General features: G+C 66.6%; 16 protein-coding genes. 7 read left to right on the top strand and 9 right to left on the bottom strand.

The window, feature by feature from the left end:
• Nucleotides 1-10: 10 nt before the first annotated feature.
• The gene (locus tag OLX23_RS00860) at nt 11-754 is read right to left on the bottom strand and encodes an energy transducer TonB (protein ID WP_264442254.1); all 744 of its coding nucleotides are present in this window, start codon (nt 752-754) and stop codon (nt 11-13) included.
• Between the two features lie 116 nt (nt 755-870).
• Here OLX23_RS00860 and OLX23_RS00855 point away from each other — a divergent pair, with 116 nt between their 5' ends.
• Together OLX23_RS00855 and OLX23_RS00850 are read left to right on the top strand one after the other, a co-directional pair.
• Nucleotides 871-1,593: a dienelactone hydrolase family protein gene (locus tag OLX23_RS00855; RefSeq protein ID WP_264442253.1), complete on the top strand. Its 723-nt coding sequence runs from the start codon at nt 871-873 to the stop codon at nt 1,591-1,593.
• Nucleotides 1,594-1,946: 353 nt separating this feature from the next.
• Nucleotides 1,947-4,610: a TonB-dependent receptor gene (locus tag OLX23_RS00850; protein ID WP_264442252.1), complete on the top strand. Its 2,664-nt coding sequence runs from the start codon at nt 1,947-1,949 to the stop codon at nt 4,608-4,610.
• 99 nt (nt 4,611-4,709) lie between these two features.
• On the opposite strand, the gene OLX23_RS00845 is transcribed toward OLX23_RS00850, so the two are convergent.
• Nucleotides 4,710-5,771 (bottom strand): ecdysteroid 22-kinase family protein, encoded by a 1,062-nt coding sequence (locus OLX23_RS00845; protein WP_264442249.1) that lies wholly within the window; start codon nt 5,769-5,771, stop codon nt 4,710-4,712.
• 162 nt (nt 5,772-5,933) lie between these two features.
• Between OLX23_RS00845 and OLX23_RS00840 the strand changes: the two genes are divergently transcribed.
• The 4 genes from OLX23_RS00840 to OLX23_RS00825 all read left to right on the top strand — a co-directional run bounded on the left by OLX23_RS00840 (nt 5,934) and on the right by OLX23_RS00825 (nt 11,418).
• Nucleotides 5,934-7,145 carry a CaiB/BaiF CoA transferase family protein gene (locus tag OLX23_RS00840; protein ID WP_264442247.1) on the top strand — a complete coding sequence of 404 codons (1,212 nt, stop codon included), beginning with the start codon at nt 5,934-5,936 and terminating at the stop codon, nt 7,143-7,145.
• A 138-nt stretch (nt 7,146-7,283) separates the two neighbouring features.
• On the top strand, nt 7,284-8,483 hold the full coding sequence (locus OLX23_RS00835) for an amidohydrolase family protein (protein WP_264442246.1): 1,200 nt from the start codon (nt 7,284-7,286) through the stop codon (nt 8,481-8,483).
• A 41-nt stretch (nt 8,484-8,524) separates the two neighbouring features.
• Nucleotides 8,525-10,108: an MFS transporter gene (locus OLX23_RS00830; protein WP_264442244.1), complete on the top strand. Its 1,584-nt coding sequence runs from the start codon at nt 8,525-8,527 to the stop codon at nt 10,106-10,108.
• Between the two features lie 5 nt (nt 10,109-10,113).
• Nucleotides 10,114-11,418 (top strand): cytochrome P450, encoded by a 1,305-nt coding sequence (locus OLX23_RS00825; protein WP_264443690.1) that lies wholly within the window; start codon nt 10,114-10,116, stop codon nt 11,416-11,418.
• A 22-nt stretch (nt 11,419-11,440) separates the two neighbouring features.
• Here OLX23_RS00825 and OLX23_RS00820 read toward each other — a convergent pair whose 3' ends face one another.
• A complete protein-coding gene (locus tag OLX23_RS00820) occupies nt 11,441-12,103 on the bottom strand; it encodes a DUF6624 domain-containing protein (RefSeq protein ID WP_264442242.1) in 663 nt (220 codons plus the stop codon).
• 160 nt (nt 12,104-12,263) lie between these two features.
• Here OLX23_RS00820 and OLX23_RS00815 point away from each other — a divergent pair, with 160 nt between their 5' ends.
• On the top strand, nt 12,264-13,565 hold the full coding sequence (locus OLX23_RS00815) for an amidohydrolase family protein (protein WP_264442241.1): 1,302 nt from the start codon (nt 12,264-12,266) through the stop codon (nt 13,563-13,565).
• 28 nt (nt 13,566-13,593) lie between these two features.
• On the opposite strand, the gene OLX23_RS00810 is transcribed toward OLX23_RS00815, so the two are convergent.
• The 6 genes from OLX23_RS00810 to OLX23_RS00785 all read right to left on the bottom strand — a co-directional run bounded on the left by OLX23_RS00810 (nt 13,594) and on the right by OLX23_RS00785 (nt 20,765).
• Entirely contained in the window at nt 13,594-14,694 is a 1,101-nt protein-coding gene (locus tag OLX23_RS00810; RefSeq protein ID WP_264442240.1) for an AI-2E family transporter, read from the bottom strand.
• 147 nt (nt 14,695-14,841) lie between these two features.
• Nucleotides 14,842-15,879 (bottom strand): phosphotransferase family protein, encoded by a 1,038-nt coding sequence (locus tag OLX23_RS00805; RefSeq protein WP_264443689.1) that lies wholly within the window; start codon nt 15,877-15,879, stop codon nt 14,842-14,844.
• Nucleotides 15,880-16,017: 138 nt separating this feature from the next.
• On the bottom strand, nt 16,018-16,848 hold the full coding sequence (locus tag OLX23_RS00800; RefSeq protein WP_264442239.1) for an IclR family transcriptional regulator: 831 nt from the start codon (nt 16,846-16,848) through the stop codon (nt 16,018-16,020).
• A gap of 164 nt (nt 16,849-17,012) precedes the next feature.
• Nucleotides 17,013-18,260 (bottom strand): cytochrome P450, encoded by a 1,248-nt coding sequence (locus OLX23_RS00795; protein ID WP_264442238.1) that lies wholly within the window; start codon nt 18,258-18,260, stop codon nt 17,013-17,015.
• Nucleotides 18,261-18,505: 245 nt separating this feature from the next.
• On the bottom strand, nt 18,506-19,357 hold the full coding sequence (locus OLX23_RS00790) for an SDR family NAD(P)-dependent oxidoreductase (protein ID WP_264442237.1): 852 nt from the start codon (nt 19,355-19,357) through the stop codon (nt 18,506-18,508).
• A gap of 13 nt (nt 19,358-19,370) precedes the next feature.
• On the bottom strand, nt 19,371-20,765 hold the full coding sequence (locus tag OLX23_RS00785) for a helix-turn-helix domain-containing protein (protein ID WP_264442236.1): 1,395 nt from the start codon (nt 20,763-20,765) through the stop codon (nt 19,371-19,373).
• Nucleotides 20,766-20,791: the final 26 nt, after the last annotated feature.

The following is a 20,791-nucleotide window of genomic DNA, read 5'->3' as shown; positions in this document are numbered from 1 at the left end:
GCTCCGATTTTTATTCGGTCGGACCGAACCATCGCTGCTGCCAACCGAAGACCGACTCGATTGCACGGCCCGTCGCATCGGTCGCCGGACGGAATCGGAAGCGTTCTGTGGCCAGTCGGCAGGTGATCTGGTCGGCCTGCGAATCGCGACTCGCACGGTGGACGCGGCAGCCTTTGACCCTTCCGTCGGTCCCCACGGTCAGCGCGACGATCACATAGTCGCCGAGTCGCTGTTCGCGCGTGGCCTCGGGATAGTCGCGTGCCGAGTTGATGTCGCCCGACAGCTTCGCCGCCTTGGTGGCGATACCGCCCCCGCCTTGGCCCGAGCCCGAGGCGCCCGCCCCGGTTCCGCTTCCCTGGCCGCCAGCCCCGCTGCCTGCCCCGCTGTCTCGCGCGCCGGACGCATTGGCGCTGCCCTGCCCCACGACCGGCGGCGCCGCCTGGGTGGCGATGACGATCTGCGGGCTCGGCGCGGCGATCGGCCGCGGTACCGCCTGCTTGCCCGCAGCGGCGGCGGCCCCCTCGGGTTGCGGCGCGAGCGCGGGTGGCGCCGGTTGCGGCGCCGGCGTGGGCGCCGGCGGCGGCGTCGTGACGGTCACGGTGACCGTGCCGAAGACCTGCTCGGTCACGCGCGCGGTGAAATCGGGGGCGAAAGCGCGGATCAGCGCCAGCAGCAGCGCGATATGCAAAAGCACGACCAGCAAGGCCACGCCCCAGCGCAGACCGCGCGGCGAGGAATAGGCGGCGCGCTTCATCCGCCGCCTCATGCCACGCCGACGATGCCGCGACAATCGCGCCGCCGTCGGTTTGACAGGCGCCGCGGCGTCGCGCCATGTTCGCCGAAACGAACAGCAATTCCAGGGAGAGAATCATGGCCGCCTTCGAGACCATCCATTGCGAGCACGACGGCACGCGCCTCGAAGGCCTGATCGCACGGCCCGAGGGCAGCGGTCCGTTCCCGACGGTGATGGTCATGCACAGCGCCAACGGCCTGCGCCATCAGGTCAAGGGCACGATCGAGAAGCTGGCGGCGCTGGGCTACCTGGCGATCGCCACCGACATGTACGGCCCCGAAGTCCAGAACGGTGCGCCCGAGGCCGCGCACGGCGCCTACATGTATTTCATCGACGACGGCATGAAGAACGTGCGCGATCGTTCGCTCGCCTGGTTCGAAGCCGTGCGCACCCACCCCGAGGTCAATCCCGCCCGCATCGCCGCGATCGGCTACTGCTTCGGCGGCCACTGCGTGCTCGAACTCGCCCGCGCGGGGGCCGAACTCCGGGCGGTGGTGTCCTATCATGGTACGCTCAAGACCCACGCCCCGGCCCAGCCCGGCGCGGTCAAATGCGAAGTCGTCGCCTATTGCGGCGCCCAGGATCCCTATGCCACGCTCGAGGAAATCGAGACGCTGCGCCGCGAGTTGACACAAGCCCAGGCACGCTATCAGATCACCGTGTTCGGCGAGGCCGCGCACAGCTTCACCGACCCCGACGCGGGCAAGATGGGCATGGACGGAATCCGCTACAACGCGATGGCGCACAAGATGTCCTGGGCCGGGACCGAGACCGTGCTGGAGATCGCACTGCAAGGCTGATGCAGCAGTGATGCAGGCTCGCAACACTATCCCCGCAATTCATTCGCGCGAAGCACTGTTCCCTATTGTGACCAATCCAGCGGATTGCTAGAACTGCCTCAAGATAAATGAAAATCGTTCATTTAAGCGATAGACCATCGCATAAATGACGGGGGATGAGGGATCGGTCGATGGCAATCAGCCTGATGCGATTTACGACGACTGCGGTTCGCCGCGGCACGGCTTCTGCCCGATCGGCAGCGGGCCTGGATGCCGCCTGCGTCACGCCGAATATCGCTTCCTGACCTTTCCCGACGACCGGCGAAGCCGGCAAGATAACTCGATAAAAATTTCTGCGGAGGAGGAGAGTACTAATGAGGAATACCACGATCAGATCGGGCCTGTTGCTCGGCGTAGCTTTCGCCGGCATGGCCTCGGCCAACCCGGCGCTGGCCCAGAGCACCGATGACAGCGCCACCGGCGACATCATCGTCACCGCGCAGCGCGTCGAACAGCGCCTGCAGGACGTGCCGGTGTCGATCACCGTGTTCAACGCACAGCAGCTGACCCAGAAGAACATCGCGGTCGCCACCGACCTCGCGATCTACACGCCGTCGCTGTCGGTGAACGAGCGCTATGGCCCTGAAAAGGCCAACTTCAACATTCGCGGCTTCAACCAGGATTCGGCCACGGCCCCGACCGTCGGCGTCTACTTCGCCGAAGTCGTCGGCGTACGCGCCCAGGGCGGCACGACCTCGGGCAACACCGTCGGCGCCGGCGCCTTCACCGACCTGCAGAACGTGCAGGTTCTCAAGGGTCCGCAGGGGACGCTGTTCGGCCGCAACACCACCGGCGGTGCCGTGCTGCTGACCCCGGCCAAGCCGACCAGCGAGCTCGGCGGCTACGTCGAAGGCACCTATGGCAACTACGATCAGATGCGCCTTCAGGGCGCGCTGAACATTCCGCTGTCGGACACCTTCAAGGTCCGTATCGCGGGTGAGCGCAACAAGCGCGACGGCTTCATCAACAACCTGTCGGGTATCGGCCCCGAGGACTACAACAACGTCAACTACTGGTACGCGCGTCTCAGCATCGTCGCCGACCTGACGCCGGACCTCGAGAACTACACGGTCTTCCACTACAGCGACTCGAACACGCGCGGCTACGCTTCGAAGATCGTCGGCTGCGCCACGCCGACCTCGCCCGAATCGCCGCTCAACATCACCTCGGGCACCGCCGGCTATAGCGGCACGCGCCACCTCCAGGCCGCGTCGTGCGCCATCCAGCTCGGTCGCCAGACTGCGCGCGGTGACGGCTTCTACGACATCGAGACGAACAACCGGAACCCGTTCCTCAAGATCCAGCAGTGGCAGGTGATCAACACCACCACCTGGCGCGCGAGCGACAACATCACGATCAAGAACATCGCCAGCTACGGCGAATTCCGCGAGCGTGCGAACTTCGACCTCGGCAGTTCGAACTTCGTCGTGCCGTCGATCGATACCGGACCCGGCCTGACCGGCACCACTGTCACCGGCTTCCGCGCCAATCGCCTCAGCCCGCTGCTGCCGGCGGTCGTCCTCGCGGGCGGTCAGTCCTACGGCCGCATCGTGCTCGATACGGCCGGTCCGAACACCTACAACTCGGCCGAAAGCACGTTCACCAACGAGTTCCAGGTCCAAGGCACCTGGGACAAGCTCAACTTCGTGCTGGGCGGCTACCTCGAATTCAGCCGCCCGATCGGCTTCAGCGCCGGTCGTACGGGCATCTTCTTCAACTGCGAGCGGCCGGAGACGATTACCTGTACCAACCCGCTGCTGATCGGCTCGATCTCCGAATCGAGCACCCAGCTGAGCTTCGACAACCACGGCATCTTCGGTCAGGCGACCTACAAGATCACCGACAAGCTCTCGCTGACCGGCGGTATCCGTTACACCTTCGACAAGATCGTCGGTCTGACCCAGGGCACCCGCGCCGGTCTTTCGGCCAGCGCCTCCACGGGCCCGCTGTTCACCGATCCGGTCAGCGGCCGCCAGATCGCCCGCGCCTGCACGGACTCGTTCCGCCACGGCCCGGCAACCTACGGCGCCAACCCTCCGGGTCTGAACCGCGACGTCTGCGTCACCAACCTGACCAACAAGTCGAGCGAGCCCACCTGGGTCATCAACCTCGACTACAAGGCGTCGTCGGACCTGATGTTCTACGCAAAGTATGCGCGTGGCTATCGCCAGGGCGGCATCAACTTCACCAACCCCGGTGTCGAACTGTGGCAGCCCGAAAAGCTGGACTCGTATGAAGTCGGCGCCAAGGCGAGCTTCCGCGGTGCGGTGAACGGCTACTTCAACGTCGCCGGCTTCTACAACAACCTCAGCAACCAGCAGGTCTTCGCAGGCCTGGTCGCCACGCCGGCGGCCGCGGCTCTGGGCGTTGCCGGCGGTAACGCGGTGGTGAACGCGGGTAAGTCGCGGATCTACGGCGCCGAGATCGACGGTTCGGTCGGCTTCGCCGAGATCTTCCGCGTCGCCTTCGGCTACACCTACCTCAACACCCGCGTGAAGGAGGTTGCGCCGCGCGCTACGGTGGGCGACGGCAGCCCGCTCGGCCAGCTGCTGGTCGGCACGCCGTTCGGCTCGATCACGCCGAACGTCGCGGTGGGCTCGGCCTTCGTGCTCTCGCCCAAGCACAAGCTCAGCATCACCCCGTCGATCACGATCCCGGTCGACGAGAGCGTTGGTAAGATCAACCTCTCGGCCACCTGGGTCCACCAGTCGAGCTACATCAACGACGGTTCGGTGCCGAAGTTCGTCAACGGCATTCCGCTCGGCTTCACCCCGGCGACCAACCTGATCAACCTCAACCTCGATTGGCGCAGCGTCGCCGGTTCGCCGGTCGATCTCTCGCTGTTCGTGACCAACCTCACGAAGGAAAAGTACAACGTGTCGAACACGGGTGCCTGGAACTCGGCGGGCGTCGCCGAGATCATCCCGAACCAGCCGCGCTTCTACGGTGTGCGTCTGCGCTACACCTTCGGCCAGTAAGCGAGAAAAAGCCCGCGGTGCTCGAAGCACCGCGGGCCATCAATTCCAAACGAACTTCAGGCCACGCTCGATCGAGCGTGGCCTTTTTCGTTCCGCTGCTCAGGCCACCCCGAGCAGCGCGTGGCTGTCGTGCCGCATGACGGCACGGCCGAGACGGTCGGTGAACTGCACGGTGATGTCGGGCGCGACGCGGCGCGTGATGCCCCACATGTAGAAACCGTACATCACCGCCTCGCGATACTGCAGCCAGGCTTCCTCGGCGTCGGGCAGGGTCAGCCCCAGGCCGCGACCGAGCTCGAGATAGTGGTTGAGCAGGTTGCGCTCCTCCGTCTCGGCCAGTTCGACCGGCAGCACCGCGCAGAGGTGATAGGCGACGTCGACCGCCCAGCCCGAACGCTGCAGCACCTGCCAGTCGATCAGCCCCGAACCCTTCGCCGTACGGAAGATGTTGCCCGCGTGGGAATCGCCGTGGACGAGGTACTGCGGACGCCCCGCATCCTTGTCGCCCAGCGCCTGCATGCCCGCGATCAGCCGTGCGCCGTTGCGCACCGCCGGCGTCAGGTTGTCGCCGCGCGGGCCATCGAGCAGGCCCTGGAGGATCTCGGCGGTCATGTGCGGCATGCGGCCGAGCGAGGCGATGCGCGGCGTCACCCAAGGGGTGCTTTCGAGCAAGGCCTGACCGCCGGCGTGGAGATTGGCGATCTGCGAGAGGCTGCTGGCCGCGTCGTCGACCGTGAAGGCCTCGAGCGCCGAGCAGAAACGGCCGCCAGCGGCGATCACGTCGCGCATGATCAGCACGCTCTGCTTGGCCTCGCGATCGGTGACGACCGCGACCGCCTCGGGCACCTGCACGTTCAGCTTGGGCGCGAGCTTCAGATAGAAGTCCCCCTCGAGCACGCAGGTCGAGCCGCCCATCTTGGTCATCTCGTCGGCATCGAGCAGGCCCTTCAGGCAGAAGTCCTGCGTACCCGCCGCACCGTCGAAGGTCGCCTTGAAGCGAATCTTGGTGGCAACGGTCTTGATCACCTCCACGATTTCGACCGAGGTTACCGGAGCGCCCTGCCCTACCGATGCCAGCGCCTGGCTCAGCCAGGCCGGGTCCAGCGCCTCTTCGCGCGTATCGGGCACGCGCAGCTTCGGCTCGGCCGGACCCGACGTCATCGGCGGCCTTGTTGATTGATCGTCCGGCATTACTCTCCCTCTCGTCTTCAATGACCGACGCATATTGACCTGATTCGCGATTTCGGTCCATGCGTCACAATAGAGAATTTAACGGCGAATCCGCGAACGCGGGAAAAGCCACCGGGAGATAGGGAAAACGGCATGTCCAAACCGCTTGAAGGCATCAAGGTCGTCGAAGTCGCGATGTGGGCTTTCGTGCCCGCCTGCGGCGGTATGCTGTCCGACCTCGGCGCCGAGGTCATCAAGATCGAGCCGCCGACGGGCGATCCGCTGCGCGGCCTGTCGATCGGCGCGATCGGCGGCGGCAACAGGATCGACCTGTCGTGGGAAAGCTACAACCGCGGCAAGAAGTCGGTCACGCTCGACCTCAAGCAGCCCGAGGGGCGCGAGGTCCTGGCCAAGCTGCTGGTCGATGCCGACATCTTCCTGACCAACCTGCTGCCGCCCGCGCGCAAGGCCATGGGCATCGACGCCGACACGATCCGCGGCCAGTTTCCCAAGATCATCTACGCCAGCGGCAGTCCGACCGGCCCCAAGGGCCCCGACAGCGCCAAGGGCGGCTACGATTCGATCTCGTTCTGGGCGCGCGGCGGCGTTTCGTCGTCGCTGACCGAAGACGACGCGGATTACCCCGTCGGCCCTCCGGGACCGGCCTTCGGCGACACGCTGTCGGGCTCGATGCTCTGCGGCGCGATCTGCGCGGCCCTGGCCAAGCGCGCGATGACGGGCGAGCCGTCGACCGTCGACGTCTCGCTGCTGGGCACGGCGATGTGGTCGATGCAGCGCTTCATCGCCCAGTCGACGATGGACGGGACCCAGAAATTCCCGCGCCCCAAGGCGCCCAAGCCCTACAACGTGCTGGTCGGCAACTATCGCACGTCGGACGATCGCTTCGTCTCGCTCTGCATGCTGCAGGCGGACAAGTACTGGAAGGGCTTCTGCGAGGTTTCGGGCAAGCCCGAATGGGTCTCGGACCCGCGCTATGTCGATGCCAAGGCCCGCGCCGCCAACGTCGACGAATGCTATGCCGACGTGAAGGCGCTGTTCGCCAGCAAGACGCTGGCCGAATGGAAGGATCTGCTCGGCCGCCAGGACGGTCAGTGGGATCCCGTGCAGGACGTCGGCGAGTTGCAGCACGACGTCCAGGTCAAGGCCAACAACTTCGTCCAGACCGTCGACTACGGCGACGGCACGACGATCCCGCTGGTCGCCGTGCCCTATGTCTTCGACGGCGAGCCCATGCCCGCGCGTCGTTCGCCCGAACTCGGCGCCGATAGCGACTCGGTGCTCGCCAGCCTCGGCTACGACGACGAAGCGATCATCGATCTCAAGGTCAAAGGCGTCGTATTCTGACCTCGGCGCGCCGCTCCTGCGGCGCGACGGAATGCTTCTGCGACGAGTCGTAATCTTGACTTAATCGTTCAGAACTGCGATACTGCGTTCGCGATTTCGAATTTACGCAACAAGACACAACGGGAAGGAGCCTGGAAGATGAGCGAAGCCGATCCCAAATTTGGCAGCGCCACCAAGGAAGACTGGACGCTGGGGCCGATCTTCGATGCCGATGCGCACATCGATCCGCCGCACGACATGTGGAAGGAATACCTCCCCCAGTCGCAGAAGCACAAGGCTCCGGTGATCGAGCACGGCGAAGAGTGCGACTACATCCTGTTCGAGGGCAATCGCCGCCCGGTCATGATGATCAACAACCAGGCCGGCCGCTCGGGCAAGGACTTCAAGATGGTCGGCCGCCTGTCCGACCAGCGCAACACCTACGATCCGGCCAAGCGCCTCGCCGACATGGACCTCGACGGCATCGACCAGGCGATCCTGTTCGGTGGCGGACCGCTCGGCTCGTTCGACAACGACCTCTATCTCGCCAGCTTCGAGGCTTTCTCGACCTGGGTGATGGACTGGGCCTCGAACGCGCCGCACCGCCTGTTCCCCGTCGGCCATGCGCCGATGCGCGACGTCGACGAGACGATCGAGCACGTCAAGCGACTCGGCAAGATGGGCTTCAAGATGGTCCAGCTCCCGGCCTTCCCGCAGAACGCGGAAGCCTGGAAGACCACGTCCGAGATCAAGAACATGAAGTCGGGCCAGGTCTCGGCGCAGACCGGCGATCCCAAGGGCGCGCTGCAGTATTACCAGCCCGAGTTCGACAAGCTCTGGAAGGTGCTCTGCGACCTCGGCATGACCATCACCTTCCACCTCGGTGGGCGCGTGCCGCGCTTCGGTGAGAAGCAGCACTTCCTGCCCGACATGCCGATGTCGAAGCTGGCCATGGCAGAGACCGTGGGCATCTTCATCTTCAACGGCATCTTCGACCGCTTCCCCGACCTGCGCATCGGCATGATGGAATCGGGCGTGGGCTGGTTCGCCTGGTACGCCGAATACTGCGACCGTACCTGGGAGAAGCAGCGCTATTGGATGGACAGCCCGATCGACAAGCTGCCGTCCCACTACATGGACCAGAACGTCTGGGGCTCGTTCATCCAGGACCGCACTGGCATCCTCGCGCGCGACCTGCCGGGCGGCAAGAACATCATGTGGTCGTCGGACTATCCGCACTCGGAAACGACCTTCCCGAACAGCCACGCGATCATCAAGCGTGACTTCGCCGGGGTTCCCGAGAAGGACATCCAGGACATCATCTACAACAATGCCAAGAAGTTCCTGCGCATCTCCTGATGCGCGGGAAACCGCAAAGACGATAAGAAGGGGACGAGGGCGTGGCGACGAATACGGAGGGCGCCTCGCCCTCGGAGGAAAGCCGCGCCCCGGCCATTCCCAAGGCGGCCTGGTACGCTCTCGCGATCCTGACCCTCGCCAACGTCTTCAACTACCTCGACCGCCAGATCGTCTCGATCCTCGCGCAGTCGATCAAGCATGACCTGAAACTCGACGACGCCGACCTGGGCTTTCTCCTGGGTACAGCGTTCGCCGTTTTCTACTCGGTCGTCGGCATCGCCATGGGCAAGATCTCCGACGGCCTGCCGCGCAAGAAGGTCATGGCCTTCGGCCTGGCGCTGTGGTCGGTCATGACCGCACTGGGCGGCGCCGCGACCAGCTTCGCGATGCTCGGCGTCGCGCGCATCGGCGTCGGCGTCGGCGAGGCCGTCGCCAACCCCTGCTCGCATTCGCTGCTGGCCGACATGGTCCCCCAGCGCCGCCGCGCCATGGCGATGAGCGTGCTGCTCTCGGGCGTCTTCGTCGGCGGCGCGCTGGCCATGTTCGTCGGCGGCTATTTCCTCACGCACTGGAAAGACATGTGCCAGGCCCTGCCGCTCGCCGGCGCCTGCACCACGGCGCCCTGGAAGGCCGCGCTGATCTCGGTGGGCCTGCCGGGCCTGCTGCTCGCGCTGGCCGTGCTCGCCATCCATGAGCCGCCGCGCCCGCTCGAGGCGCGCTCGGCCGGGCGCTTCGTGCTCGGCGAGTTCGCCACGGCCATCCCGCCCTTCACCGTGCTCAGCGTCTACCGCGTCGGCGGTCGCAAGGGCCTGGTCAGCAACCTGCTGATCGCCGCGGTCATCGTCGCCATAGCCACCCTGGTGGCGCGCGCCACGGGCGACCTCGCGCAATGGGCCTCGTTCGGGCTCGGCGCCTATGCCGTGCTCACCTGGGGCCAGATCCAGTCCTACCGCGACCGGCCGCTGTTCAAGCTGACCTTCGGCGACCCGACCTTCGTCATGGGCACCGCCGCCACCGCACTGATCGCCTGCGTCGGCGGAGCGGTCAACGTCTGGTCGGCGCCCTATGCTATGCGCACCTACCAGATCCCCGCGCACGAGATCGGCTTCTCGCTCGGCGCGATCCACATCATCGGCGCGATCGCCGGCGTGCTGCTCGGCGGCTATTTCACCGACCGCTGGAAGCAGCGCGATCGCCGCGCGCCGCTGGGCATGGCCGGGATCAGCATGATCGGCCAGGTCCCCTGCATCATCGTGATGATGACGGTGATCGACTATCGGGTGTTCCTTGCCGCCTATTTCGCGCTCGGCCTGATCACCGCGCTGTGGAGCGGCGGCATCGCCGCGATGGTCCAGGACCTCGTCCTGCCGCGCATGCGCGGCGCCGCCGCCGCGGCCTTCTCGCTGGTGGCGATCGTGATCTCCTCGGGCACCGGCCCCTATTGGGCGGGCAAGGTGAGCGCGGTCACCGGCTCGCTGACCGCTGGCCTGCTGTCGATGATGGCGCTGGCGCCGATCGCGCTCGTGCTGCTCTGGCTGGCCGCGCGCCGCCTTCCCCACGAAACCCCCGAGGCCCGGCGCGCCCGCGCCGAAGCGGCCGGCGAACCGCGGGAGAATGCCGCGTGAACCTGATGACCTCCGGCACCGGAACCGACGTCCTCGTCGCCGACGATCCGCTCTACGAGGAACTCTACGATGTCCGCCGCGAGGCCGAGGACATCGGCAATGCCGTCGACGTCGGCGCGATCATGCCGCAGGTCCACGCGCTGCGCGCGCAGGCGCCCGTGCACAAGGGCCGCCTGCGTGAACTGCTGGGCCTGCCGCACCACGACCGCCACGTCCGCGCCCGCGGCCGCCAGCACTACTCGGTGCTGACCTACGAAGCCTGCGAGGCCGCCTTCCGCGACGCACAGACCTTCTCGAACGGCGTCCAGGGCAACGACAACCCGGCCAACGAGAAGACCATGGGGATCCTCGAGATGGATCCGCCGATGCACCGCGCCTATCGCCGGACGATCCAGCCCAAGTTCCTCATGCCCGAAGCGATGGGCTGGTGGCGCACGCGCACGATCGACGGCATCATCGCGCGGCTGATCGCCCGCATGGCGACTGGGAACCGCGCCGAGCTCAACCTCGACTTCTGCGCCCGCGTGCCCGTCTACACGATCACCACCGCGATCGGCCTGTCGGGCGACGAGGCGCTGACCTTCCGCCACGCCTATCTCCATTCGACCTCGCAGAGCCGCAACACGACGGCGGAAGACCGTGTCCGCAACGGCAAGATCGTCGAGGACACCCTGCTCGGCCTGATCGCCGCGCGCCGCGCCGAACCGCAGGACGATCTGATCTCGTTCCTGACCAGGACCAAGCTGATGATGCCCGGCGAGGATCCGCGCCCGCTCGGCGATCGCGAGATCATGACCCACGCCAAGCTCGTCATGGTCGCCGGCGGCGGCACCTCGTGGCGGCAGATGGGCATCACCCTGTTCGCGCTGCTCACCCACCGCGACCAGTTCGAGGCGGTCAAGGCCGACCGCGCGCTGCTCGGCGATGCGATCGAGGAAGGCCTGCGCTGGAACCCGACCGCGCCCTACTTCTACCGCATGGTCACGACCGACACCGAGTTCTACGGCCACCAGATCGCCGCGGGATCGGTGCTCGAACTCGGCCTCGGCCCGGCCAACCGCGATCCGTCGCGCTGGGAAAATCCCGACGTTTTCGATCTGCACCGCGAGAAGCTGACCAACATGGCCTTCGGTCTCGGCACCCACCGCTGCCTGGGCATGAACGTCGCGCGGGTGGAGATCGAGGCCGGCATCAACGCGCTGCTCGACGCCTTCCCCAATCTCCGGCTCGATCCCGCGGCCGAGGCGCCGTTCATGACCGGCGGGCTCGAACAGCAGGGCGTCTCGGGGCTACCGGTGCTGCTGCGCTGAGCAGGGCCCCGCCCGCCTCCTCTCAACAGGCGCCGAAGTTCTTCAAATAGTCGGCATAGGTCGGCCAGCGGAAACCCATCGGCGCGCGCCTTTCCTCCAAGCGATCGGGATCCTCGGTCGGCGCGGGAACCATGCGACCGGCCTCGCAGCGCATCTGGGTGCCGTAGCGCTGCAACTTGCCATCGGCCAAGGCCAGGCGATCGTACATCAGCGCATATTGCGAAGGTGCGACGTCTCCCGAGGCCGCGAACCGCTCCAGGCTCGGCAGGAAGCGCCGCTGGACCTCGGCAGTGGAATGCTGGACGACCAGGAAGGCGGCTTCGGCGCCATGGTCGCCGTAGTCCGTTCGCGTGAACCATCCCGCCGCCGGGAGAAGCGCATAGAGCTGCTCCAGGTTCTCGCGGTTGATCGTCTCCAGCCTGGCCTGGACCTCGCGCTTCACCGCCCTCGCCTGTTCGGCGTCGAGTCCCTCGACATTGACGACCTGCGCCGCGCGAATGGGTTTCTGGTCGAGATCCCACAGCCGGGCCAGCCGCTCACGATCGTCGCTCGCCGGCCCGGCCGCATCATGCGCCGCGCGAACTTGCGCAACCACGGCGTCGAAAGGTTCGAGCCGTGCACGCGCCTCGACGGTCAACGGCGGCAAAGCGGCCACCACCGCGGCCAAAAACTGGAGGACGATCACCCGATGCTCCCATAGCCTTGCCGAAACTCTAGCGCAGAGCCAGCCATCGCCAAGCGAAGGTGCAACGAGTTTGGGCGAACCTCACGCCAACCAAGCAATTGCTTGGTTAAATGGATCACGGTATGCTCCGCCCCAACGAATCGTGAGAGGGAGAGCCGAAATGGCCGAGGACAATCCGAAGAGCACCGTGATGAAAGCCGGCGTCGACGACGCCAAGTGGTACTGGCTCGCCGAAGGCTGGGCACCCGGCGGTCACATCCGCGAAGTCGATTTCGACGCACACATGCGCGGCGTCGATCCGCTGTTCGAAGGCATCAAGATCATCGACTGCGACACCCATTTCACCGAGCCCGCGGACCTCTGGACCAGCCACGCGCCGGCCGCGATGAAGGACAAGATGCCGCACGTCCGCCGCATCGACGGTGCCGACCAGTGGTTCGTCGGCGACAAGCACTTCGGCTCGATCGGCGGCAACGTCATCGCCAAGGACCGCAACAAGCTGCTCGGCCGGCTGGCCTTCCAGAACTACGACCAGATCGATCCGGGCTCCTACCTCGTCGCGCCGCGGCTCGCGCAGATGGACGCGATGGGGGTCTGGGGCCAGATCTGCTTCCAGAACGGCGGCGTGACCCAGGTCGGCTCGCTGCTGGGGCTGGGCGACGAGCCGCTCGCCGTCGCGATCACCGAGATCTACAACGACGCCTGCAAGGAGCGGATGGACGAGTCCGGCGGCCGCATCAACTGCATGGGAACCCTGCCCTATTGGGACAAGGACCTGATGAACAAGGAGATGCGCCGCATCGCCGACATGGGCCTCAAGGGCATCACCCTGCCCGACCGGCCCGAGCGCGTCGACAGCTCGAGCGCCTATGTCGGCCCCGACGGCAAGGTCTCGCCCTTCTGGGCCGAGGTCTTCGAGATCTGCAACGATCAGGGCATTCCGCTCAACTACCACCTCAACGCCTCGCTCGACGCCAATTCGGCGATCTGGGACAACCTCGGCTTCGACCAGAAGCTGCCGATCCACGCGCTGCTGCATCACGTCGGCTGCGCGGCGACGCTGTCGAACTTCATGGTCTCGGGCATCCTCGACACCTTCCCCAAGCTCAAGATCGGCCTGATCGAGAGCGGCATGGGCTGGGTGCCGTTCTGGCTCGAGGCGATGGAGCACCAGCTCGACGAGTTCCGCACGCGCGAGAACCGCGGGCTCAAGATGCGGCCGAAGGAATACTTCAAGCAGCACTTCTGGGTCAGCTACTGGTTCGAGGACTATGCCCCCAAGCACATGCTCGAAGAGATCGGCGTCGATCGCGTGATGTTCGAGACCGACTATCCGCACCCGACTTCGCTCTATCCCGGGGTGCAGGACAAGCTTGTCGAGACGCTCGGCCAGCACGACTACGCCACGCGCAAGCGCGTGCTGCAGGAGAATGCGGCGGAGCTGTACAACCTGCCGATCTGAGAGCGGGGAAATGGAAAAGCGGCGGGGCTTAGGTCCCGCTGCTGGTTCCCGTCGGCAGCGGCAGTTCGGCGCCGCGTTCCTCGGCGATGATGTTCCAGACCGCGAGGAACAGCGCGGCGATCACCGGGCCGACGATGAAGCCGTTGAGCCCGAACAGCTCGATGCCCGCGAGCGTCGCGATCAGCACGAGGAAATCGGGCATGCGCGTGTCCTGGCCGACCAGGATCGGACGCAGCAGGTTGTCGACCATGCCGATGATGAAGACGCCGCAGAACACCAGCACCGCGCCCTGCCAGATCGAGCCGGTGACCAGCAGGAACAGCGCCACGGGCACCCAGATGATCGCCGTGCCGACCGCCGGCACCAGCGAGAAGAAGCCCATGACCACGCCCCAGAGCAAGGCGCCCTCGACCCCGAGAATCCAGAAGATCAGGCCACCGAGGAGGCCCTGGATGATCGCGACGACCACCGTGCCCTTCACCGTCGCGCGGACGACGACGACGAAGTGCTGGAACAGCGTGTCGCGCAGGTTCGGACGCAGCGGCACCGCCGCCTTGATCTTGGCGCCCATCTCCTTGCCGTCGCGCAGCAGGAAATAGGTGAGATAGAGCATGACGCCGAGCGCCGCGACGAAGCTCAGCGCGCCCTGGCCGAACAGCAGCGCGCGCGTGGCGATCGTCTGGAGGCCGGTGGTGATGCCCTGGCCGACCAGCCGCTGGACGCCCTCGAAATCGGCGAGGCCGCGGCTGTCGAGCCAGCGCCGCGCCCAATAGGGCAGCGCGTCGCGCAGGTCGGAGAACACCGCGGCGAGATTGATCTCGCCCGACTGGAACTTGGTATAGAGCGCCGCGGCTTCCTGGACGAGGCTGACGGCGATGAAGATGGCGGGCACGATGACCAGCGCGAGGATCAGCATCAAGGTCGAGGCCGCGGCGAAATTGCGCTGGCCGTGCATGCGGCGGACCAGCATCTGCTGGACCGGCGCGAAGACGATCGCCGCGACCACGCCCCAGAGGACCGCGCCGAAATAGGGCATCAGCAGCCAGATGAAGGCCAGTGTCACCAGAAGGACGAGGACGAGGAAACCGCCGTCCTCGAAACGCATCTTGCGCAAGTCGCTATCGCTCATGGCGAGGGTGTCGCATCAATCGAAACGAAAATCCATGGGGGCCGGCGGAAGCTCCGCCGCAGATGCCCCGCGGAAACGGGACCCCGCCCCCGGCCGGCTGGCGGCCGATCCCGAGCGGGACGGGAGCCCGTTCCGCGAAGCGACGAACTAGACCTTGAGCCGCACCTTGAGGCTTTCCGCGCTCGACATCTGGGTCCCGCGCATGCCGTCCATGCGCACGCCGGTGCAGGCCATCTTGAGCTGGGTGAATTCCTCGTACCAGGCGAGGTCGGCGGCCGACTTGCCGGTGATCTCTTCCCACAGCGCGATCGTTTCCTCGCGCGTGCCCATGCCTTCGAGCGGTGCGCCGATCGGGCTGTTCTTGCCGTGCATGATCTCGGACAGTGTGCAGAACCACGCCAGGTCCTGCAGCGCGCCGCCGAGCGAGGGCTGCTCCCAGTCCATCACCGCGACCACGTCGAAATTCTCGTCGAACATCATGTTGCCGATGCGGGCATCGCCCCAGACCAGGCCTTCGGGCTGGTTCTTCGGCCAGAGCGAGAGCAGCCGCTGGCGGCCGGCCTCGAGGATCTCGGCGCGCGGATCGTCCTTCACCCAGTCGACGAAGCGCGTGTACTTGTCCCACTCCTGTGCCAGGCCCTCGCGCGCGTCGCCGCTGCCGGCGAGGAACTGGACCTTGTCGAGCGGCACGAGCTGGATCGCCGCGAGCTGGCGCACCGCGCCCTCCCACAGGTGGCGGCGCTGCGCCGGGGTCGCCTCGGACAGCCAGCCGGTCTTGGCATAGGGCGGCACGGAGACGGGCACGCGGCCCTTGACCTTCTCCATGACGAAGAACGGCGCACCGAGCAGATCGGCGTCGGCCTCGAACCACAGCGGCTTGGCAACGCGGACGTAGTCGCCGTCGCTGAGCACCTTCATCAGCTGGTACTGTTCGTCGAACAGGTTGTCGGGGAATACGGTGAAGCTCGACGGCTTGATCCGCACGACGAAGCCCTGCGCGCGCGCCGCGCCGCCCTCGCGCCATTCGGCGTCGAACAGGATCGTCTCGTGCGACTGGCCCGCACCCTTGGGATAGGAGAATTCGGTCAAACGCAGGTCGCTGGCTTCGGGCATCCGCGCGGCCATCCACTGCGTCAGCTTGCCGGCCAGAATTTCCAGGTCGCGCGTCGAAGGCGCCACGATCACGTCAGACAATCGCCATCTCCCAAATCCGTCGCCAGTCGGCGCGGACAAATTCCCATTAGTGAATTTGTTTTCGGGAAATAGCGATAGGCCAGCCGAAGGCGAGCGTCAAGCCGAGCCGGAGAAAACGGGTGCTGGAGTTCAGTCCTCGACGGTGACCTGACGGCCGCGGCCCGCCACGAAGCTCGAGATACGCTGACAGGCGGCGCGCAACCGATCGCCCGCAGCGAGGACCTCGACGCCGGTCATCGCCGCGTGGAACCCGGCGAGCAGCAGACAGAAGCTCACCTGGCCGCGTTCGTCGAGGATCGGCGCCATCAACGCGCCGATCGGATAGACCGTGGTCACGTCGATATGGGCGATCGGCGTTACCGGAATCTCGTCGTTGTCGACGCCCATCGCGCGATCACTGGTCTCATCGCTGCCCTCGAACCCCGGCCCGCGCACGAGCACGACGAAACCGTGTTCGCGGGCGAAGTCCATCGCCTTGAACATCAGGTCGCGCCGGTCGGCGGTGGGCTTGGGATCGACCGTCTCAAGCCAGGCCTCGGCATCGCGCGGCGACCAGGCGAAGAAGGCCGTCGCCTGCGGCGAGCGCAGCTTCATCCGCGTGCCGATCGGCACCGGATAGCCGAGGTGGCTGAGCGAGGCGGCGCGATCGCGCAGGTGGATCATGTCGCCTTCGAGGAAATAGGCCGAGCAGACCACGTCGAACTCGTCGGCCAGGCTGCGCATCTCGGGCTGTGCGACCTGCAGCGGCGAGAAGTGCTGCGCGGCGGTGCGGCCGATCGAGGCCAGCGCCGGGCCGAGCACGTAGGTCTTGTCGCTGGTGCGATAGAGGTAGCCGACATCGACGAGCCCCGTCAGCAGGGCATGACAGGTCGCCCGGCTGAGCTTCAGCGCACGCACCAGATCGGTCAGAGCAAAGGCCTGCCCCGGATGGTCGGCGATGAAATTGAGAATGGCGGCCACGCGGCGGACGCCCGGTGAGGATCGCGACATCTTCCCCCTGATAGACTAGGTTTCGCTATTTCGAACAAGCCCGACCTAGGCCCCCGCGTATGCGCCGTCAATAGCTCTGCGCCGGCTCGCACACAGGTTGCACTCGTTTTTGAACTATCCTGCGATCGGTTCCATCAATCCCACCGGATCGGCAGCGAATCGAAGGCGATGATATTGCCCGAATGGAAGGCGGCCGAGGCATCGGGGTCGAGCCGGAACGGCGGCAGCCGCGTGAGCAATTGCTGGTAGAGCACCTGCAGCTCGACGCGCGCGAGATGCGCCCCCAGGCAACGATGCGGCCCCGCGCCGAAGGCGATATGAACCTTGTTCTCGCGATCGAGGTCGAACCGCTCGGGCTCGGCGAACTCGCGCGGATCGAGATCGGCACCGGGGATATAGAGCGCCAGCCACTCGCCCTGCTTGAGGTCGAAGCCGCCGAGCGTCGTGTCCTGCGCCACGCGGCGCATCGGAATGGTGAAGCTGTAGCGGCGCAGCAGTTCCTCGGCCGCCTCGACGATCAGTTCGGGCTCCGCGCGCAGCTTCTCCTGCAGTTCGGGGTGGGTGGCGAGGTGGCGGACGCCGAAGCCCATGCCGTTGATCACCGTATCGAGCCCGGCGATGAACAGCAGGACGGCATAGTCCTCCATCAGTTCGAGCGTCATCGGCTCGCCGTCGATCTCGGTCGCCCAGAGCAGGCTGATGATGTCGTCGCGGCGATCGTCCTTGCGCGCGAGGATGTCGGCCAGCATCGCGTCGGCGACCTTCCGCGACATCGCCGCACTGGCCATCATGTCGCCCGAGGCGGTGTTGGCGAGAAATTCGTGCACGAGCTCGCGGAACTCGGCCAGCCGCGAGACCGGCAGTCCCATCATCTTGAGGAAGACCGTGACGGGCAGCGGCTCGGCGATCGCGGCGATGAAATCGCAGTGGCCCTGGTCGATGACCTTGTCGATCAGTTCGTCGCAAAGACCGCGGATCTCCTCGATCTGGTTCATCGCCGCGCGCGGCGAGAAGGTCTTCTGCAGCGGCCCGCGGAACTTGCCATGCTCGGGCGGGTCCATCGTGATCGGGGTCGCCTGCGGGATGCGCGGCATATCCTTGGGCATCATCGCCATGGCCGCCGCCAGCATCTCGCGCGGCATCAGCCCGCTGGAAAAGTTCTCGGGATCGCGCGAGGCCTGGAAGATCTCGGGATGGCCGATGGCGATCCAGCGCCCGCCGTTGCGCGGCGTCCAGAACACCGGCGGCGCCTCGCGCAGCATCTCGCGCACACGCTCGTGCGGATTGGCGAGAAGCCCGGGATCGGCGCGCATGTCGAAGTCATAGACCGCCTCGGGCGGCACATGGGCGGGAACGGGAACGGCTTCGCTGAGCGCGGCCACGGCATTCTCCTCTCACCAACTATTATGCGCTGTGATCTACCGGCGATCACAGGCGGGATCAACGAGAACGCAGGTCTCCACACAAGGATCGCGGGGACGGTTCTACGGTGGGATCCTCCCCTGCAAGGGGAGGTGGCAGGCGCGTAGCGCCCGACGGAGGGGTGTCGCCGTCTCGGAGAGGGTAACACCCCTCCACCACCAGCTTCGCTGGCGGTCCCCCTCCCCTTGGAGGGGAGGATCTTTTCCTATTCCAGCCCGAACTTCGCCAGATAGTCGCGACGCGCGTCGCCGAGCAGCTTGTTCTGGTTGAACGCGGAGCCCGCGGTGACACCGCCATCGACCGCGATCACCTGGCCGGTGATATAGGCGGCGCGGTCGCTGGCGAGGAAGGCGGCGGCATAGGCGACGTCGCGCGGGTCGCCGCGGCGCTTGAGCGGCTGGTCGGCGTTGTAGATCGTATCGACGATCGCGTTCAGCTCGGCGCTCTGCTCGGGCGTCAGCCCCGGATGGCCGCCGAAGTCGCTGTTGCGCGTGGGGATGTGCCCGGGCTGGATCGCATTCACCCGCACGCCGTATTCGCCGAGGTCGATCGCCAAGGAGCGCGTGAAGTTCTCGACCCCGGCCTTGGCCGCGCGATAGGCGAGCAATGCAAAGCCCGGCACCTCGGCGGCGATCGACGAGAGGTTGACGATCGCCCCGCCGCCCTGCCCCGCCATGTGCCGTGCGGCGATCTGGCTGCCGTACATCACCCCCGCGAGGTTCACCCGCACGACCGCGTCGAAGTCGGCCATGTCGTCGTCGAGGAAGCGGTTGTGGAAGGCACCGGTGATCGCGGCGTTGTTGACCATCGCGTCGAGCCCGCCGAACTCGGCCAGGGCGAAGTCGACCAGCGTCTGGACCTGATCGCGCTGCGCCACGTCGGTGCGCCGATAGCGGACCGCGGCGCCGAGCCTTTCCGCAAGCGCCTCGCCCTGTGCGGCATTGCGGCTGGCGATCACGACCTTGGCGCCTTCCTCGACGAAGACCTCGGCGATGGCGGCGCCGATACCCATCGTGCCGCCGGTGACGATGGCAACCTTACCGTCGAACTGTCCCATCCCGCTTCTCCCTTCAGCTTTCGCCCAGGGTGAACGGTTCGGCGGCGCGGCGATAGTCGTCGGGCAGGATTTCGCGGCCGATCGGTGGCGCGGCACGCGCGGGGCACGATGCGCGGTGGCACAGGCGGCAGGTCACGCCGATCGGCGTTGCCGGTACGCTCCGCGGATCGTGCCCCTCGGCATAGACCAGCTTGGGCGCATGCTCGGCGGCGCAGGCCAGCGCGATGGCCCCGTGCACCTGCGACCGCCCCCAGCGCCCGCCGCCGCTCGTCACGCGGCGCGCGATCGAGAAGAAGCGCTGGCCGTCGGGCAGCTCGAGCCACTGCGTCACCACCTCGCCCGGCCGGCCGAACACCGAATGGACGCTCCACAGCGGGCACGACCCGCCATGCGCGGCGAAAGGGAAACCCGCGCCGTCGAGGCGTTTCGAGACATTGCCAGCCTGGTCGACGCGGATGAAGAAGAACGGCACACCCTCGCGCCCAGGCCGTCCGAGCGTGGTCAGGCGATGCGCGGTCTGCTCGAAGCTCGTGCCGAACAGGCTGGCCAGGGCCTCGATGTCGTAGCGCCGGCTCTCGGCCGCGCGCGCGAACTTGTCGTAAGGCATGACCAGCGCCGCCGCGGCATAGCCCGCGAGCGCGCGGCGGACGAGCGTCGCCGCGGTCTGGCTCGCGAAGGTCTCGGCGCGGACGATCCGGGCGATGTCGCTGCGCATGACGGTATAGGCGATATGGATCGCGAGCTGCCAGGCGCGCCCCGCGGCATCGAGCGTCTCGTCGATCAGCAGTTGCTCGTTGTGGCGGTCGTAGCGGCGGATCGTATCGACCAGCACTTCGGGCGGCAGGAAGCGCACCCTGAGCCCGCGCTTGCGCAGGAATTCCTGCGCGCCGCCCGCCTCGGCGATCTCGGCCGCCAGCGCCTCGGCGCGCGCGTCGAGATCGGGGAAATGATTGCGCTCGCGCGCGACGAAGCGGCGCGCCTCTGCCACGGGATCGGCGCCCTCCTCGGCGCCGGGCACGCGTTGCTCGGCCAGGGCCTGCTGCTCGCGCAGGTAGGCGCCGTGGAGCCGCAGCAGCGCCTCGCTGACCCCGGGAAAGTTGGTCGCGAGGTCGGCCACTTCGAGCGCCGGCAGGTCGATGTCGGAGAAGATCGGATCGCGCAGCACCTCGGCGACGCGGCGGGCGTAGTCCTCGCCCTCCTCGGCCGCGAGGTCCTCCATGTCAAGCTTGTAGGTCCGCGCGAGGCGCAGCAGCAGCGGTGCGGTCAGCGGCCGCTGGTTGCGCTCGAGCAATGCGACGTAGCTGGGCGAGATCGCCAGGTCCTCGGCCATGGCCTGCTGGGTCAGGCCGAGCTCGCGCCGCAGCCGCTTGATCCGCGGGCCGAGATAGAGGGAGCGGTTGTCAACCATTACAATCGATCTTTGTCATATCTATA

It is taken from the genome of Novosphingobium sp. JCM 18896, assembly GCF_025938095.1.
Taxonomy (GTDB): domain Bacteria; phylum Pseudomonadota; class Alphaproteobacteria; order Sphingomonadales; family Sphingomonadaceae; genus Novosphingobium.
Note: the sequence above shows the minus strand (reverse complement) of the source record. Positions and strands in the feature narration are given on the sequence as shown.

Bases quoted from the DNA above. Each gene is read 5' to 3' on its own strand.
- OLX23_RS00860 (WP_264442254.1), bottom strand. From the start codon at position 754: ATGAAGCGCGCCGCCTATTCCTCGCCGCGCGGTCTGCGCTGGGGCGTG.
- OLX23_RS00855 (WP_264442253.1), top strand. From the start codon at position 871: ATGGCCGCCTTCGAGACCATCCATTGCGAGCACGACGGCACGCGCCTC.
- OLX23_RS00850 (WP_264442252.1), top strand. From the start codon at position 1,947: ATGAGGAATACCACGATCAGATCGGGCCTGTTGCTCGGCGTAGCTTTC.
- OLX23_RS00845 (WP_264442249.1), bottom strand. From the start codon at position 5,771: ATGACGTCGGGTCCGGCCGAGCCGAAGCTGCGCGTGCCCGATACGCGC.
- OLX23_RS00840 (WP_264442247.1), top strand. From the start codon at position 5,934: ATGTCCAAACCGCTTGAAGGCATCAAGGTCGTCGAAGTCGCGATGTGG.
- OLX23_RS00835 (WP_264442246.1), top strand. From the start codon at position 7,284: ATGAGCGAAGCCGATCCCAAATTTGGCAGCGCCACCAAGGAAGACTGG.
- OLX23_RS00825 (WP_264443690.1), top strand. From the start codon at position 10,114: ATGACCTCCGGCACCGGAACCGACGTCCTCGTCGCCGACGATCCGCTC.
- OLX23_RS00815 (WP_264442241.1), top strand. From the start codon at position 12,264: ATGGCCGAGGACAATCCGAAGAGCACCGTGATGAAAGCCGGCGTCGAC.
- OLX23_RS00810 (WP_264442240.1), bottom strand. From the start codon at position 14,694: ATGAGCGATAGCGACTTGCGCAAGATGCGTTTCGAGGACGGCGGTTTC.
- OLX23_RS00790 (WP_264442237.1), bottom strand. From the start codon at position 19,357: ATGGGACAGTTCGACGGTAAGGTTGCCATCGTCACCGGCGGCACGATG.
- OLX23_RS00785 (WP_264442236.1), bottom strand. From the start codon at position 20,765: ATGGTTGACAACCGCTCCCTCTATCTCGGCCCGCGGATCAAGCGGCTG.